Raw genomic sequence first — 16,490 nt, forward strand, 5'->3', positions numbered from 1 at the left:
CGACCGGGTCAGCCCCGCCGGTCGCGCAGGCGGGCGGTGAGGCGGGTCTGGCGGGCGTGGGCCGACTCGCGTTCCTCGGTGTCCTCGGCGGCCGGACCGCCCTCGGCCGCCAGCTCGTCCCACAGGCCGAGCACCGCGCGCCCCAGCTCCAGCCCCCGCTCCGGGTCGCGTACGCCCCGCCAGGCGGTGGCCGCGCTGCGGACGTTGTCGTACGCGGCCTCCGCGTCGCCCGCCCGGCGGTGCACTCCGGCCAGGTCCAGCGAGAGGCGGAACGCCCGCTCCGGATCGCCGGAGAGGTAGGCGATGTACGCGGTCAGCTCCCGCAGCCGCAGCACCTCGGGGTGGTCCGGGCCGAGGCTCGCGGAGGCCGTCTCGACGGTCCGTTCCGCGAGCCGCGCCGCCTCCTCGGTCCGCCCTTCCCGGACCGCCTCGCTCACCCGCGCCGTCGGCTCGGCGAGGACGCCGGGCGCGGTGCCCGGCGGCTCGGGCGGACCGTCCCCGAGCACCGCCTCGGCCACGGCGTCGAAACCCCGGGCGGGGGTGGGCCGGGCGTGGTCGTCCCCCGGCGGAGGGAGGTGCCGCGGGGCGGGGGTGGGTGGCGGGGGCGGGGGCGTCGCCGGTTCCGGGGTGGGACGAGGTGCGTGGAATCCGTGGGTCCCGGGGTCCGGGGTGTGACCCGGTACGGGGCGCGGGGCGCCGGGGGCCGGGGAGTACGGGGACAGGGGGGCGACGGCGGGGCCCGGGACCGCCTCCATCCTCGGGGGCGGACCGAAACGGCCCGTCGGCGGCACGACCGTGCCCGGCGGCGGGACGGCGAGGGAGCGGGGCAGCGCGGCGGGCGGGGTGCCGGAGTGCGGGGCGGGTGGCGGGAGGGCAGGGGTGCCGGGTGGCGGGAGGGCGGGGGTGCCGGGCGGCCGGAGGGCAGGGGTGCCGGGGGGCTCTGCCGTACGTGGCGCCGCGGCCTCCCGTACGGGCTCCACCAGGCGGAGCACCTGCGTGGCCCGGTCCCACGCGGTGGCGTCCGTGTCCGTGTCCGTATCCGTGTCCGGACCTGTGTCCGTGTCCCGCGTGTTCGGGGCCGGTGCCGCCGTGTCCGCCGTGTCCGGGGTGTCCGGGGTGTCCGGGGCCAGGGGGGTCGGGTCCGCGACGAGGTGGCTGGAGCCGTCCGGGTCGACCCGGAGCGGTACGACACAGCCGACCCGTTCGTCGCGCACGGCGGCGAGGACGGGCCGGTCGGCGGCGAGCGCGAGCCGGTGCAGGCGCTCCAGCACGGCGTGCTGTATCTCCTGGCCGGGGGCCGCGACGACCAGGGCGCCGTCGACCGACGCGCCCCGGACACCGGCCGCGCCCGCCGGTACGCGTACGTCGATCGGCAGGACCCCGGTGGCGTGCGCGCGCACGGCGTCCCGCGGGCCGCGCCGCTCGTCGCGGTCGGATCGAGTCATGGTTCCCCCCTGCTTCCCCGGCGGTCCCGGCCGCGTCCCCGGCGCGGCCCGGTCGTGCCGGTCGTCCTCCTGCCCCCGAGTCTCCCCGGTCGCTCCCGGTCCCCGGGTCACCGGCCTGTCACAGGCTCGTTCCAGCGGGCCCCGCGCCCGCCGGGGCGGCACGGGGAGGGCGTCCTACGCCGTGATGTCCTTCGCCGCGAACCGCGCCCAGGCCGCCGAGCCGAACACCGCCGCGTACAGGGCCTGGAGGCCGAGGTTCCGCACCAGCGCGTCCCAGTAGACCGGCTCGCGCATCAGGTCCGCGAAGGACATCCAGTGGTGCGTGAAGAGGTAGGGGTGGATCGCGTGGAGCTGCGGGATCTGGTCGAGGATCTGCACGGTGATCAGCAGGCCGACGGTGGCCGCCATCGCCGCGATGCCGCTGCCGGTGAGCGTGGAGACGAACAGGCCGAGCGCCGCGATGCCGGTCAGCGAGGCGGCGACGACGAGCGCGATCAGCAGCGCCCGCAGCAGTCCCTCGCCGTAGCCGATGCGGGTGCCGGAGATGGTGACGAGATCGCCGAGCGGGAACAGGAGCGCCCCCACCGCGAGCGCCGAGACGGCGACCACGAGGGTGGCCGCCAGACAGAAGACGGTCACGGTCGCGTACTTGGTGAGCAGCAGCCGGGTGCGGCCGGCCGGGGCGACCAGGAGGTAGCGGAGTGTTCCGGCGGCCGACTCGCCGGCGAGGGCGTCGCCCGCGACGACGCCGACGGCCATCGGCAGGAAGAACGGCAGGGTCACCGCCAGCGCCGTGAAGACGAGGAACAGCCCGTTGTTGCTGACCTGCGCGAGGAACGCCGGTCCGCCGGGTCCCCCGCCGGGGCCGCGTGAAGGACCGCCGCCCGTCTCGATCCGCACGGCGATGCCGACCAGGACCGGCACGGCGGCCAGCACGCCCAGCAGTACGAGGGTGCGGCCCCGCCGGAAGGTGATCAGCAGCTCGCTGCGGAACAGCCCGAGGGAGGGCGGCAACCGCCGCCCCGCCGGTGCGCCGGCCCCGGCCGTGACCGGGGCGGGGTCCCGCTGCGCGCCGGGCCGCTCGGCGGCGTCCGGTGTGTCAGCCCGCGACATCGAAGCCCTCCCCGGTCAGCGCCACGAACGCGTCCTCCAGCGAGGCCCGTTCCACCGCGAAGCCGCGGACCCGGACGCCGTCCGTGACGAGCGCGGCGTTCAGCTCGGCGAGGTCGCCGTCGGGCGGCTGGGCGGTGACGCGGTCCCCGTCGACCGCCACGTCCCCGGCGCCGCGCTCCTTGAGCACCCGGGCGGCGTCCCCCGGGTCCGGCGTGGTCACCACCAGCCGCCCGCGCATCCCGGCCGCCAGGTCGGCCACCGCACCCTGTGCGAGGAGCCGGCCACGGGCCATGACGGCGGCGTGGGTGCACACGTGCTCGATCTCGTCGAGCAGGTGTGAGGAGAGGAAGACGGTGGTGCCGTCGGCGGCCAGCTCGCGCACGAGGGAACGGATCTCGCGCATGCCCTGCGGGTCGAGCCCGTTGGTGGGCTCGTCCAGCACGAGCAGGCTGCGCGGGCGCAGCAGGGCCGCGGCGAGGCCGAGCCGCTGCTTCATGCCGAGCGAGTACGCCCCCGCCCGCTTGCCGGCCGCGGCGGCGAGGCCGACCCGGTCCAGCGCCGCCGCGACCCGGTGGCGCCGGGTGCGGGGGTCGGCGGTCGGGTCGGCGGCGTCGTACCGCAGCAGGTTGTCCCGGCCGGACAGGAAACCGTAGGCGGCCGGGCCCTCGATGAGGGCGCCGACCCGCGGCAGGACGGTGCGGGCGGCGCGCGGCATGGAGCGGCCCAGGACGTGGGCGGTGCCCGAGGTCGGTGCGATCAGCCCCATCAGCATGCGGATGGTGGTGGTCTTGCCGGAGCCGTTCGGGCCGAGGAAGCCGAAGACGCTGCCCGCCGGGACGGTCAGGTCCAGGCTGTCGACGGCCGGTTGCCCGCCGCGGTAGCGCTTGGTGAGGGCGCGGGTGGCGATGACGGCACCGTCCGGCGGGGCGGGGGCGGGGGCCGACGGCGCGGGGGCGGGGGCCTCGGCCGGGCCGGGGGTGGGGTCGTACGCCGGGCCGTGGGCCGGCTCGGGCGGACTCTCCGCTTCGGTGCCGGACGGTTCGCCCATCGGCTCTCTCCTCGTCGCGCGCGCTGCCCTCGTACGGCCGGGACGTGCGTCCCGCTGCCCTGTCGTCGTGCCTGTCCTGCCCGCCCCCGTGGTGCCGCCGTCCGGCCGGTCCCCGTGTCGGCGGCCGGTCTCGCTGTCCGGCCGCCGTCGCCGGTCTCTTCGCCGGCTTGTCTGTCCGCCGGCTTGTCTGTCCGCCGGCTTGTCTGTCCGCCGGCTTGTGGCCGGTCCGTCGCCGGTCCGTCCTAGCGGGCCGACTCGGCCGCCTTGACCAGCGCGTCCTTGGTGACCGCGCCGACGTAGACGGTGCCGTCGTCGGTGACCAGGGCGTTGATCAGGCGGGTCGAGAAGACCGTGCCCTTGCCGAAACCGCCCTTGACCTGGTCACCGAAGGAGCCCAGGAAGCCGTCGAGGTCGCCGCCGCCGGTGGCCGTGGGAAGTCCCTCGCCGCCGGTGCCGAAGGTGGCGACCGCGTTCCAGCCCTCGCCGAGCACCCTCATGCCGTCGAGTTCACCGGCCGGGCCGGACTCGGTCCCGTGGCCGGGACGCGTGGCCTCGGCCGGCTTGCCGTCCTTGCCCTTCTCGGCGGATTCGGCGGCCGGGTCGGCCTCGGTGACCTTGGCGCCCTTGGGCGGGGTGAAGTCGAACGTGGACGCGTCCGGCTTGGCGAAGCTGACCTGGGTGAAGCCCACGTCCACGACGGCCGCGCCGCCGCTCGCCGGGGTCAGCGTGAACTTCAGCGGCACACCGGTCTTCGCGTCCACGGCCACGCTGATCGCGCCGACCGTCGAACCGGACTGGCGGGGCTTGACCACCAGCCGGTAGGCGTCCCGGCCGGCCACCCGGGCGGTGCCGTCCACGGTCACGGAGGTGGTGTCGTCGACCGCCTTCAGGGCCTCTTCGGCGAAGTCCTTCGGCGTGGCCGGCACGTCCTTCTCCGGGCGCTCGGCGCCGTCGGCGACGGTCGCGTGGTAGACCTCGTTCGACCGGCTGTCGTAGCCCCACACGTCCTGGCCGTCGTGGATGAAGCTGTACTCGGCGGCGTCCTCCAGCAGCGACACCTTCTGCCGCTCCGGTCCGTCGGCCGCGATCCGCAGGGTGTGCGTGCCGGTGGCCAGCTCGGTGAGCTTGGCCGACGGGTCGGCCGCGGAGCCGCCGCCCGCCCCGCCCACGGCACCGGAGAGCAGGCCGCTCTCCAGCCCGCCGAGGTCCGGCAGCCCGAGGTCGGTAGTGATCTTGACCGTGCCGGAGAGCTGCTCCACGTCCGACTCGGCGATCTTCTGGACGAGTTGCTCGGCCGTCAGCTTCGGCAGGTCCGGGTCGCCGGAGTCGGCGAGCGCCGGGACGAGGCCGATGGCCGCCGCCGCCACGCCCATCACGGTGACCGGGACGCCGTACCGCGCGAACCTGCGCCGCGGCTCCCGCACGTCCCCGGCCGCCGCGGCGGTCGTCGTGCTGTCCTCGGAATCGAACGGTGCCATGTGTGCCCTACCTCCGTCGTCGGCGGCGGCTGACTCGACGCGCACGTGTCCACCCGTCAGCCACCATTCTCCCCCCGAAGCGGCGAGGAGCGGTGTTTTCCGTTGTCTCCATACGACCAAATCAGCCGGGTGGAAGCGTCAGACCCCGGGCCCAACTCCGCCTACTCCTGCGGGATGACACGCCGGGTCCATGTCCTGCGCACCCCGTAGGGGACGCGTACCTCCGTCGGGGTGCAGGGGTGTGGGTGCGTGTCGGCGCGGGGGCGTACGACACGCGGGGGCGGCGTGTCGGGGACCGTGGGGTGTGCGACACGCGGGGGTGGGTGTGTCGCGGGCTGTGGGGCGTACGACGCGACGGGGTGGGTGTGGCGCGGACCCTGGTGCGCGCGACATGCGGACCGGGCGCGGCGCAGACCCTGGTGCATACGACACGCCGGGGTGGGCGTGTCGGGACGGTCGGCCGGGGCGGCGTGTCTTCCCTCGTGCGCGCGACACGCGAACCGGGCGTGGCGAGGTCCGTCGGGCGTCCGACACGCGGGGCCGGGCGTGGCGGTGTCGGTCAGCCGGCGCGGTGGACCACCGCGTCGCACAGCTCCACCAGCGCGGCCTTCGCCTCGCACTCCCGGAGCGGGGCGAGCGCGGCGCGGGCGTCCTTGGCGTAGCGGACGGTGTCCCGCCGGGCCTGTTCGAGGGCGGGGTGGGCGCGGAGCAGGCGCAGTGCCTCGGCGAGGCGGGCGTCGTCGGCCAGGTCGGAGTCGAGCAGGTCGCACAGGGCGCGGTCCTCGGCGAGTCCCAGCCGTTCCGCGCGCTCGCGCAGCCGCAGCACCGGAAGGGTGGGGATGCCCTCGCGCAGGTCGGTGCCGGGCGTCTTGCCGGACTCGTGGGAGTCGGAGGCGATGTCCAGGACGTCGTCCGCGAGCTGGAAGGCGACGCCGAGCCGTTCCCCGTACTGGGTGAGCACGTCGACGACCCGTTCGTCGGCGCCGGACATCATCGCGCCGAACCGGCAGGAGACGGCGACCAGCGATCCGGTCTTGCCGCCGAGCACGTCGAGGTAGTGGTCGACGGGGTCCCGTCCGTCCTGCGGCCCGGCGGTCTCCAGGATCTGGCCGGTGACCAGCCGTTCGAAGGCGAGGGCCTGCACGCGGACCGCCTCGGGGCCGAGGTCGGCGAGGATCTGCGAGGCGCGGGCGAACAGGAAGTCGCCGGTGAGGACGGCGACCGAGTTGCCCCAGCGGGTGTTGGCGCTGGGCACCCCGCGCCGCACGGCGGCCTCGTCCATCACGTCGTCGTGGTAGAGCGTGGCGAGGTGGGTCAGCTCGACGACCACGGCCGAGGGCACGATGCCGGGGGCGTAGGGGTCGCCGAACTGGGCGGCGAGCATCACCAGCAGCGGACGGAACCGCTTGCCGCCGGCCCGCACCAGGTGCTGGGCGGCCTCGGTGATGAACGGCACCTCACTCTTGGTTGCCTCAAGCAACCCTTCCTCGACAGCCGTCATCCCGGCCTGGACATCGGCTTCGAGAGCCTGGTCCCGCACGCTCAGCCCGAATGGCCCGACGACGGTCACGAGGGGTCTCCTGTCTGCTGGTGTCTACTGGCGATTACCTGGTCTGTCGATAGGTCGCTGCCACCACTCAAGTCAGCGTATCCGGTCATGTTTCGATCACCGCTCGCGCCCACCGTTACAGGCCGGTCGATATCCGATCACGAACGGTATGTTTTTGATCAGGTGATATGAGCAGATATTGAGCGATTTGGCGGGGAGGGCGGGAGGCGGGTGCGGCGGGCCACGGCACGCCCGGAAGCCGTCACCGAAGATCCCACCACTCCTCCCCACGGGGCGCACCCCGAGAACCTCACCCATGGGGCACGCGCCCCTCCCCCGGCTCCGGGCGCACGCCCGCACGTGCGGCACGGACTCCCACCCGGCGCGGCGGAACACCACCCGAAGCCCCAACCGGCCCCGCCGACACCGGAGGCCACCCCCGAGGCCCCCGACACCCCGGAGGCCCGCAACCGGACCGCTCCACTCCGCAGAGCCGCCCAGCCGGACCCACCACCCCAGGCACCCCGCAGACGCCCCACAGACCCCGTAGCCCCCACAGACCCCACAGACCCCACAAGCCCCACAGGTACCCGGATGCGCCCGCCGGCCACACCCCACCTCCCCGCCGAACCTCCCCGCCCGACCCCCGGCGCCCCGACACCCCCGACGCGCCCTGCCCCACCGGCGCCCCGGCGGGGGCCGATTGACGCCCCCTTGGCCTGAATGCCCCTTTTGCCGCACTTATTGAGGGCAGTGATTTGACTCACCCCGCTCAACCCCGCCCCGCGGACGCCGGAAGGGCGCGGGCCCGTTGTGCCGCATACGAGTTGGCCGTGTGCACTCGTAAAGGATCAAGCACCCCAAATACCCCGTATCAAGGTCAACAAGCATGTCGGGTGATTCCTGCACTTGTTTCGGACATGTGCTCTCGCATAGCTTCCCGGCCTGTCGGGCGGACGCCGAATCCTGCCACCGCCCCGACGCTCACCCATTCACTCGACACTCGCCGGCAGGAGCGGGGGACCCAGGTAAGTCGCCGCGCCGGACACCTCCGGAGCGGCTCGGGGTGAAGCCGTGCCCATGAGGGCGTGGCCGGGCACCTCCCCGCCCGAACCCGACAGCTCACCTCGTAGGCGTAGGAGAGGGACTCACCATGCCTGCCAACGGTCTGAACCGTCACGCCAGAACCGCCCGCATCGCCCGCAAGCTCGCCGTCGCCGGTACCGGCGTCGCCGTCCTGGCCCTGCCCCTCATCGGCGCCACCACCGCCTCCGCCGCCACCCCCGCGGCCACCCCGGCCGCCGCGACGACCGCCACCACGGCGGCCACGACGGCCACGGTCTACCCGAACAACCTCGACGGCTGGATCCGCGAGTCGCTCGACGTCATGGCCCGGCACGGGATTCCCGGCAGCTACGACGGCATTCACCGCAACATCATGCGCGAGTCGTCCGGCAACCCGCTGGCGATCAACAACTGGGACTCCAACGCCGCCATGGGCATCCCGTCCAAGGGCCTGCTCCAGGTGATCGACCCGACCTTCAATGCCTACCACGTGCCGGGCACCGCCATGGACCCGTACGACCCGGTCGCCAACATCACCGCCGCCTGCAACTACGCGGCCGACCGGTACGGCTCCATCGACAACGTCTTCGGTCCCTACTGATCCGGTTCCCACCGATCCGGTCTCTGCCGACGGAGCCGGCCGGCGTCACTCCCGGCCAAAAAAACGTTCGAGGACGACGGCGACGCCGTCGTCCTCGTTCGTGAGCGTGACCTCGTCGGCGACCGCCCGGAGTTCGGGGTGGGCGTCCGCCATCGCCACGCCGTGGGCCGCCCAGTGGAACATGGGGACGTCGTTCGGCATGTCGCCGAAGGCGATGGTCCGCCGCCGGCTCAGTCCGAGGTGCTCGGCGGCCAGCGCCAGGCCGGTCGCCTTCGTGATGCCGCACGGCTGGAGTTCGACCGTGCCGGGCCCCGACATGGTGACCGTCGCCAGCGAGCCGACCACCGCGCGCGCCGTCGCCGCCAGTTCGTCGTCGGAGAGGCGGGGATGGCGCAGCAGGACCTTGGTGATGGGCCGGTGCCACAGGTCGTCGCGCCGGCCGACCCGCACCGCGGGCAGGGTCGGGTGCGGCATCCGGTAGCCGGGCTCGATCAGGGTCATCCCCTCGACGCCGTCCTGGTCGACGGCCGCGTACACGTCCCCCACCTCGGCCTCTATCTTGCCGAGCGCGGTCTCGGCCAGTTCCCGGTCCAGGGTGACCGACCACAGCAGCCGGTGCGCCCCGGCGTCGTAGACCTGCGCGCCCTGTCCGCACACCGCGAGGCCGGTGCAGCCGAGGACGTCGAGCAGGGACCGGACCCCCGGCGCGGGCCGCCCCGTCACCACCAGGTGCCGCGCGCCCGCCCGTGCCGCCCGCGCGAGCACGGCCAGCGACCGGGGGGAGACGGTGTCGTCGCGGCGCAACAGCGTTCCGTCGAGGTCGGTGGCGACGAGTGCGTATGCGGTGCGGTTCATGATCAGAGAATACGGACACGGCGCCCGTACGACTCAGCCGCGATCACATGCGTACGAGGACGTTCGTAGGTGTCCGAAAGCTGACGCATCATCGGCTAAAGGCAGTTAAAGCCCTGTGCACCGGTTGGCAACAACATGCTCTGCGGCCTACCGGGCGCCGGTCCGCGGGCGGTACCTTCCTTTTGTCCAGGGGGGACTTGATCGGGGGGTCGGGTTGAACGGCGGACGTCTGCGTGTGCTCCCGCCACGGGAGCTGGGCGAGGGGGAAAGGGAACGCTGGCGCGCGCTGCGGTCGGCGTCGACGGGGCCCCGCAGCCCCTTCATGGAACCGGAGTTCACCGAGGCCGTGGGACGCGTGCGGCCCGGCGCCCGGGTCGCGGTGGTCTACGAGGACGGCGAGGCGGCCGGCTTCCTCCCCTATGAACGGGGAGCGCTGGGAGTCGGCCGGGCGATCGGGCTCGGTGTCTCGGACAGCCAGGGGGCGGTGCTCCGTCCCGGCCTGGTCCCCGACACCCGCCGGCTGCTGCGCGCCTGCGGCCTGTCGGGCTACGCCTTCGACAACCTCGCGGCCGACCAGGACCTGTTCGTGCCGTACGCCGCCGAGGAACACACCACCTACGTCATCGACGTGGAGAAGGGGTACGAGGCGTACGAGAACGTGCTGCGCGCCCAGTCCCCCAAGTTCCTCAAGACCACCCTCGCCAAGGAACGGCGGCTCGGCCGCCAGGCCGGAGAGACGCGCTTCGTCTTCGACGAGCGCGATCCGGCCGCGCTGCGCACCCTCATGGAGTGGAAGTCGGCGCAGTACCGCAGGACGGGGCGCCGGGACCGGTTCGCCCAGGAGTGGATCAGCCTCCTGGTGGCCCGGCTCGCCGAGACCCGGGCGCCGGAGTGCACCGGCACGCTGTCCGTGCTCTACGCCGGCCAACGTCCCGTCGCCGCCCACTTCGGGCTGCGTTCCTCGACGGTCCTGGCGTGCTGGTTCCCCGCCTACGACCCGGCCTGGGCGAAGTTCTCGCCGGGGCTGGTGCTGCACCTGCGGATGGCGGAGGCCGCGGCGGCGCACGGTGTGGGCCTGCTGGACCTCGGGCGGGGCGCGGCCGAGTACAAGGACTCGCTGAAGACCGGCGAACTGCCGGTGTACGAGGGGGCGGCGACCCGTCCGGGGCCGGGCGCCGCGCTGCACTGGCTGCGCCGCGAACCGGCCCGCCGCGCCCAGGGCTTCGTCCGCGCCCGGCCCCGGCTGGCGTCGCTGGCCGCCCGCACGCTGCGAGGAGCGGGCCGACTGCGCCGGGCGTGACGGGGGTGGCTGCCGTGACAGGTGGGGCGGGGGCGAGGGGGCCGCGCGGGGGCGAGGGGCCGCGGCGGGGGCACGGGCCCCGGTGAGGGGCTGGTACGGGGGCGGTGAGGGACCGGTCCCGGGGGCGGGTGCCCGTGGGGGTGCCGGGGCCGTCGGCCGGTGGGGCGACGAGTGGAGGGGGCGGGCGCATGTCCCGTACAGCACGTGCGCGGCGGGAGACCCGCCGGGAGATCGCGGAGTTCCAGGGCATCGGGCCGGTGCAGGTCGCCGAGGTGGACCTGCGGGCCGAGGGGCCGGTCCTCAGACCGGGGCCGGGCGGTCCCCCGGTGGGCCCGGGGCCGGTGTTCGTCCTGGTCCGGCGGGAGGGCAGGCCCGCCGGAACCTTCCTCGGCCGGGTGCCGCCGGGAGCGGACCCGGCCGAGACCCTGGCGGCGCTCGCCCGGCACATGCCCGTACCGGAACCTTGGGCGCCGGAACCGGCCGTACCGGAGCCGCCGCCCGTCACCGTCGTCGTCGCCACCCGGGAGCGCGCCGACCAACTCGCCCGTGCCCTGGACTCCCTGCTCGCCCAGGACCACCCGGACGTCGACGTCGTCGTGGTCGACAACGCGCCCCGGTCCGAGGCCACCCGGAAACTCGTCGAGGGCGTGTACGGCGGCCGGGTGCGGTACGTGCGCGAGCCCGTGCCGGGACTCGCCGTCGCGCACAACACCGGGCTGGCCGCCGTCCGCGCGGAGGTGGTCGCCTTCACCGACGACGACGTGGTCGCCGACCCGCGCTGGCTCACCGAGATCACCGCGCCGTTCGCCGCCGACCCGCGCCTCGGCTGCGCCACGGGCCTGATCCTCCCGGCCCGGCTGCGCACCCCGGCGCAGGTGCTGCTGGAGAGCCACGGCGGCTTCGCCAAGGGCTTCGCCCCGCGCACGTACGACCCCGGACGTCCGCCGGGGGACGATCCGCTGTTCCCGTTCACCGCCGGGCGGTTCGGCTCGGGGGCGAACATGGCCTTCCGTACGGCGGTGCTCCGCTCGGTCGGCGGTTTCGACCCGGCGACCGGCGCGGGCACGCACGCGCGGGGCGGCGACGACCTCTACGGCTTCGTCCGCGTCCTCGCCCAGGGCCACCGGCTGCGCTACACCCCGGCCGCGCTGGTCTGGCACCACCACCGGGAGGGCTGGCGGGACCTGGAGACACAGGCGTACGGCTACGGGGCCGGGCTCACCGCCTACCTCACCGCGCTCCTGGTGAACCGCCCCGCGCTGCTGCCCGCCCTCCTCGCCCGGCTGCCCCGGGGACTCGCCCACGCCCGCTCGCTGACCGCCGTACGGAGCGGGCTCGGCGTGTCGGACGGCGTGTCGGACGGCGTGTCGGCCCCGCCACGGGACGGGCTGCCGGACGGCGTGTCGGCCCCGGTGCGCGACGGTGCGAGCGATGGCGTGTCGGCCAGTGTCCCCGGTGGGCACGGTGACCGGACGCATCCCTGGCCCCGGCGTCTGTCCCGGTTGCAGCGCCGCGGCATGCTGTACGGCCCCGTCGGCTACCTGCGCGCCCGCCACGCCCTGCGCACGGCCCGGCGGGAGGCGGCCCGGTGAGCGGGCACCCGGGGGCGAAGGGCGGGGGCGCCGGTCGCGCCGGCCGCGCCGGTCGCGTCCCCGTCCTGCTGTACCACGCCGTGATGGACGAACCGCCTTCCTGGATAGCGGAGTTCACCGTCACTCCTCGGCAGTTCGCCGCGCACCTGGACGCGATCGCCGGGAGTGGCCGTACGCCCGTCACCATCGGCGCCCTCGCCGACCACCTGGCCGGCGTGGCGCCGCTGCCGCCCCGGCCGGTGCTGATCACCTTCGACGACGGGTTCGCGGACCTGCCCGGCCCCACGGCCGAGGCGCTGGCCCGGCGTTCCCTGACCGCCACGGCCTACCTCACCACCGGCGCGCTCACCCCCGACGGGCCCAGTCTGCTGCCGCCCGCCCCGATGATGACCCTGGAGCAGGCGCCCGCGCTGGAACGGGCCGGCATGGAGATCGGCAGCCACACCGTCACCCACGCCCAACTGGACACCCTCTCCGCCAAGGACCTCGCCTGGGAACTGCGCACCAGCAAGGCCGTCCTGGAGGACGTCCTCGGCCACCCGGTGCACCACCTCGCCTACCCGCACGGCTACAACAGCCCCCGGGTGCGCGCGGCCTCGGCCCGCGCCGGGTACGTGACCGCGACCGCCGTGCGGCACGCCCTCAGCTCCGGCCGCGACGAGCGGTACCGCATCGCCCGGCTCATCGTGCGGCGCGGCCACACCCTCGCGGACGTCGAGGCGTGGCTCGCCGGGCACGGCGCCCGGACCGCTCCGTACCGCGACGGGCCGAAGACCCTCGCCTGGCGCTGGTACCGGCGCGGCCGGGCCCTGGTCCGGGGGCCCGAGTTCGCGGGCTGAGGGCGGCTACGTACGGGGCTGGTTGAGGTAGGGGTCGGCGACCGCGCCGCGCAGGCCGGCCCAGGCCCGGTCGCCGGCGACGGACAGGTCGCAGTGGGGTCCCGGGTCACGGTGGTTCCACTGGAGGGCGGCCTTCACGCCGTCCAGTTCCCTGAGCACGCCCGGCACGCGCGCGTACCAGTCGGCCTGCCGTCCGGGCCGGTCCGGATCGTCGGCGGTGCCGAACTCCGACAGCATCAGCGGCTTGTCGCGGGAGAGGTGGGCGCGGACCCAGTCGTGGGTGGCGCGCTGCGTCTGGGCGAAGCTGAGCCACGGGGCGCTGTGGCAGAGGTAGTAGTTGTACTGGTTGTAGCCGATCCAGTCGACGTAGTCGTCGCCGGGATACATCCGCCGGAACAGGTCGGCGTGGTCCAGGTAGCCGGTGATGACCCACGTCCACACCACGTTGTCGACGCCGAGGGCGCGGAAGCGGTCGTGGATGTGCCGGTAGGCGCGTACGTACTCCTCGGGGGTGCCGTTCTCCGGCGTGCGGGTGTCCATCTCCAGGTCGAAGGAGAGGAACACCTTGCGGCCGGTGCGCTCCCCGTACTCGCGGACGCGCCGCGCCTGGGCGTCGATCACGGAGGCGTCCAGGTCGCCGTCGGCGATCTGCCGCCAGGTGGGCTGCTGGTCCCGGGTGCCGCCCCACCACTTGCTCTCCCAGGAGAGCAGCAGCATCCGGTCCTCGCCGACGCGCTGTTCCTGCTCGGTGAGGAGCTGTCCCTCCAGCCGGCGGCCGGTCACCGCGGACATGTCGTGGTACGTGTACACGATGTCGAGCGTGCGCCCGGCGCGCTTCTCGTAGGCGTGGACCTTCTCCTCCAGGTTCGCCTTGTCGTGCGGCACGAAGGCGCCGAACCAGGCGCCGCAGGGCGGTTCGAGGAGCGCGGTGGGGCGGCACCGCCCCGCGTCGCCGGACGGTCCGGAGGCGTCGCGCAGGGCCAGGACGGCGACGAGCACCGCGCAGGTCGCCGCCGCCGTGAGCAGCACGCGGCGCCGCCCCGGCATGGGGGGCCCGCCCCGGCGTCCCGCCTCGGGCGCGTCCGGCGGCGTACGGCGGGCGGGGGGCCAGAGGCGGCGGAGCAGCGTGCGCCGGCGCGGTGCGCGGCGCGCGGGACGGGCGAACCTCACAGGGCGGAACCCTTCCGTGTCGTCGGCGGCGAGGCCGCCGGCAGGGTCCTGCGCGCGGGCGAGGCGCGCAGGCGCGGGCAGAGCGCGGTGACCGTGGTCAGCACGGTCAGGGTGAGCAGCACCAGGTAGCCGCTGAAGACGCCCACGGCGATCAGTACGGTCCCGACGAGCAGGACGGCGGCGATGCTGAGCAGGACGGCCAGCATGAGCCGTTCCAGCCGGTCCGAGCCGCGCGCGAAACCGGCGTCCCGGCCTTCCACGGGCCCTTCGGCCGGGCGGGCCGCCAGCGCCGGACCGCAGAGCCCGGTCAGCGCGGCGCCGGGTCCGGCGGCGAGGAAGAGGCCGACGGCCGCGCCGCGCAGCGGGGAACCGCCCGGCAGGGCGAGCGCGGCCAGCGCCAGCCAGCCGGCGAAGGGCGGCAGCATCCGGACCACGAGTGCCTGGGGTGTCATCACCGCTCCCCCTCCCGGCTCGCGGGCTTCAGGACGTAGAGGACGCCGGCGTCGTTCTCCGCGACGGGTTCGAAGCGGGGGGAGGCGGCGACGGCGTCGCGGACGCGCCGCAGCTCGGAGGCGTCCAGGGGGCCGTTCATCTCCGAGTGGGCCATCTGTCCCTGGGTGAGCAGGAAGTACGCGCGGGCGGGCGGCTCCACGGCCGCCATGTCGCGGGCGAGGACCCCGGCCGGGTCGCGGAGGATCTCGTCGACGTGGCGCCGGTCGTCGTCCAGGAACCAGTAGTGGTCCGTGCGCCAGTACGCCTCCAGGGCCAGCGGATAGTTCCGGTTGGCGGCCACGACCAGCGAGCCGTCCGGCGCCTCGTCGAAGAGCTGCCGTACGAGGGCGACTTCGCGGGGCGGGAAGTAGCTGACGCGGTCCTTGCCGGAGTAGCTCGGCACGAAGGCGAGGGTCCCGGCGAGCAGGACGGCGAGGGGGGCCCAGGCGGCGAGGCGGGCTCCGCGCGGGGGCGACGTGGGCGGGGCGGCGGTTGCGGCGGCGGTGCCTGCGGTGGCTGCGGTGGCTGCGGTGGCTGCGGTGGCCAGGGTCGGCACCCGGGGCAGCAGCGCGGCGGCGGCGAAGAACGCGGCGCCGGGCAGCATGAACATCAGCACCCGGAAGATCATTTCGCTGCCGTAGCTGCCCGCCGCGAACATCGGCAGCGGGGCCGCGGCGAGCAGCAGCAGCGGCCACGCCCGGTGCCGCAGCACCCTCTGGCGCACCGCGCCGGCCAGCGCGAGCAGCAGCACCGCCGCCGACAGCAGCCGGGCCGCCCAGGAGGTCACCAGCGCTCCGGTGCCGGTGGGGGTGGTGCCGTACCCGGCCTCGACGTTGCCGCCGATGTCGCCGACGGCACGGATCAGCTCCGGCATCGCGGCGGACAGGAAGGGCAGCGCCGCGGTGAGGCACCAGGCCAGGAAGACGACGACCGCGGTGGCCGACGGGGTCCAGTCGCGGTGGCGGCGGGTGAAGGCCAGGGCGACCAGGGAGACGACCAGCATCGCCGGGGTGAGCTGGTGCGAGACGACGATCGCGGCGACCATCACCGTGATCAGCACCGTCCACAGCGCCTGCCCCTGGCGCGCGGGGTGCCCGCCGGTGCGGGCGTAGCGGCGGAGCACGACGGCGAGGACGCCCAGGTGCAGGGCGAAGGCGACGGACTGCGGCGAGAAGTAGTCCTGGCCCACCCAGTCGGCGACGCAGAACAGCCACACGGCGGTCCAGATCAGCCGCCGGTCCTCGGTGAACGTGCGGTAGATCAGCAGCAGCGGGAGCAGCAGCAGGACGCTGGAGGCCAGGGGCCACCAGGCCATGTACATCGCGGCGTCCTCCACGCCCAGCAGCCGCACCAGCGCGGCCTGGGCGGCGAAGAAGCCGGGCCACTGGTCGTACACGGCCATGTCGCCGAGCCGGTCGGCGCCCTGGAGCCGGCCTGCCGTCAGGAGGTGGCCGACGACCGCGTCGTGCTTCCACGCCCACGCGTAGAGCGGTGTCGGGTAGAGCACGGCCTGCGTGGCCCGCTCCATCACGAGCAGCCCGAGGACGTACGCCGCCGGCCACGCGTCCCCCCGCCGCCCGCCCCGGACGGTGAACCAGAAACCCGTGGTGAGGACGGCGAGCCCCGCCCAGAACGCCGGGTGCAGGGCGGTGACGAGGCCGAAGTCGTCGAGCCGGGAGACGTCCGTGTGCCGTACCGCGTACACCCACAGCGCGAGCGCGGCCGACAGCGCGAGGAACGGGCGGACGGCGGCGATCCGCCTCGCCCAGGAGACGGGCGGCAGATCGGACAGGTCCGTCACGGGCGGCTCGGCGGCGGGCCGGCGGGGCGTGTCGGCGCTCCGGCGCGGCAACTCACCTTCGCGCGTGTCGCAGCGCGCCTCGCCGCGTGTGTCCGGTGTCGGCGGCGCCGCCGGGGTCTGCGGCTCGGGCACCGGTTCCGGT

At 74.9% G+C, this 16,490-nt stretch carries 13 protein-coding genes and 1 riboswitch; of the genes, 4 read left to right on the forward strand and 9 right to left on the reverse strand.

The window, feature by feature from the left end:
* Positions 1–8: 8 nt before the first annotated feature.
* From J5Y05_RS20130 to J5Y05_RS20150, 5 genes are all read right to left on the reverse strand, one after another.
* Positions 9–1,445: a tetratricopeptide repeat protein gene (locus J5Y05_RS20130; RefSeq protein WP_210874409.1), complete on the reverse strand. Its 1,437-nt coding sequence runs from the start codon at positions 1,443–1,445 to the stop codon at positions 9–11.
* A gap of 174 nt (positions 1,446–1,619) precedes the next feature.
* Positions 1,620–2,558, reverse strand: a complete 939-nt coding sequence (locus J5Y05_RS20135) for an ABC transporter permease (protein ID WP_210874410.1) — start codon at positions 2,556–2,558, stop codon at positions 1,620–1,622.
* Entirely contained in the window at positions 2,545–3,606 is a 1,062-nt protein-coding gene (locus tag J5Y05_RS20140; RefSeq protein WP_210874411.1) for an ABC transporter ATP-binding protein, read from the reverse strand. The genes J5Y05_RS20135 and J5Y05_RS20140 overlap by 14 nt, the downstream gene beginning before the upstream one ends.
* A 242-nt stretch (positions 3,607–3,848) precedes the next feature.
* A complete protein-coding gene (locus tag J5Y05_RS20145; protein ID WP_210874412.1) occupies positions 3,849–5,084 on the reverse strand; it encodes a LolA family protein in 1,236 nt (411 codons plus the stop codon).
* 559 nt (positions 5,085–5,643) lie between these two features.
* A complete protein-coding gene (locus J5Y05_RS20150; RefSeq protein ID WP_210874413.1) occupies positions 5,644–6,654 on the reverse strand; it encodes a polyprenyl synthetase family protein in 1,011 nt (336 codons plus the stop codon).
* A gap of 973 nt (positions 6,655–7,627) precedes the next feature.
* Positions 7,628–7,784: riboswitch (cyclic di-AMP (ydaO/yuaA leader) on the forward strand.
* Positions 7,785–7,786: 2 nt separating this feature from the next.
* Here J5Y05_RS20150 and J5Y05_RS20155 point away from each other — a divergent pair.
* A complete protein-coding gene (locus J5Y05_RS20155) occupies positions 7,787–8,299 on the forward strand; it encodes a transglycosylase SLT domain-containing protein (RefSeq protein WP_210874414.1) in 513 nt (170 codons plus the stop codon).
* A 45-nt stretch (positions 8,300–8,344) separates the two neighbouring features.
* Here the strand turns inward: J5Y05_RS20155 and J5Y05_RS20160 are convergent, their stop codons facing one another.
* On the reverse strand, positions 8,345–9,154 hold the full coding sequence (locus J5Y05_RS20160; protein ID WP_210874415.1) for an HAD family hydrolase: 810 nt from the start codon (positions 9,152–9,154) through the stop codon (positions 8,345–8,347).
* A 235-nt stretch (positions 9,155–9,389) separates the two neighbouring features.
* On the opposite strand from J5Y05_RS20160, the gene J5Y05_RS20165 reads away from it, so the two are divergent.
* The 3 genes from J5Y05_RS20165 (at position 9,390) to J5Y05_RS20175 (ending at position 12,885) form a co-directional block, all read left to right on the forward strand.
* Complete coding sequence (locus J5Y05_RS20165) at positions 9,390–10,454, forward strand: GNAT family N-acetyltransferase (protein ID WP_210874416.1); 1,065 nt, start codon at positions 9,390–9,392, stop codon at positions 10,452–10,454.
* A 188-nt stretch (positions 10,455–10,642) separates the two neighbouring features.
* Positions 10,643–12,046, forward strand: a complete 1,404-nt coding sequence (locus tag J5Y05_RS20170; RefSeq protein ID WP_210874417.1) for a glycosyltransferase family 2 protein — start codon at positions 10,643–10,645, stop codon at positions 12,044–12,046.
* 83 nt (positions 12,047–12,129) lie between these two features.
* On the forward strand, positions 12,130–12,885 hold the full coding sequence (locus J5Y05_RS20175; RefSeq protein ID WP_210874418.1) for a polysaccharide deacetylase family protein: 756 nt from the start codon (positions 12,130–12,132) through the stop codon (positions 12,883–12,885).
* A 6-nt stretch (positions 12,886–12,891) separates the two neighbouring features.
* On the opposite strand, the gene J5Y05_RS20180 is transcribed toward J5Y05_RS20175, so the two are convergent.
* From J5Y05_RS20180 to J5Y05_RS20190, 3 genes are all read right to left on the reverse strand, one after another.
* Positions 12,892–13,914, reverse strand: coding sequence for a glycoside hydrolase family 26 protein (locus tag J5Y05_RS20180; protein WP_307854005.1), 1,023 nt, complete (start codon positions 13,912–13,914; stop codon positions 12,892–12,894).
* Positions 13,915–14,051: 137 nt separating this feature from the next.
* Positions 14,052–14,507 carry a hypothetical protein gene (locus tag J5Y05_RS20185; protein WP_210874420.1) on the reverse strand — a complete coding sequence of 152 codons (456 nt, stop codon included), beginning with the start codon at positions 14,505–14,507 and terminating at the stop codon, positions 14,052–14,054.
* Positions 14,507–16,399: a glycosyltransferase gene (locus J5Y05_RS20190; protein ID WP_247614959.1), complete on the reverse strand. Its 1,893-nt coding sequence runs from the start codon at positions 16,397–16,399 to the stop codon at positions 14,507–14,509. Before J5Y05_RS20190 ends, J5Y05_RS20185 begins: the two co-directional genes overlap by 1 nt.
* Positions 16,400–16,490: the final 91 nt, after the last annotated feature.

The organism is Streptomyces tagetis (assembly GCF_018069565.1).
Taxonomy (GTDB): Bacteria; Actinomycetota; Actinomycetes; order Streptomycetales; family Streptomycetaceae; genus Streptomyces; species Streptomyces tagetis.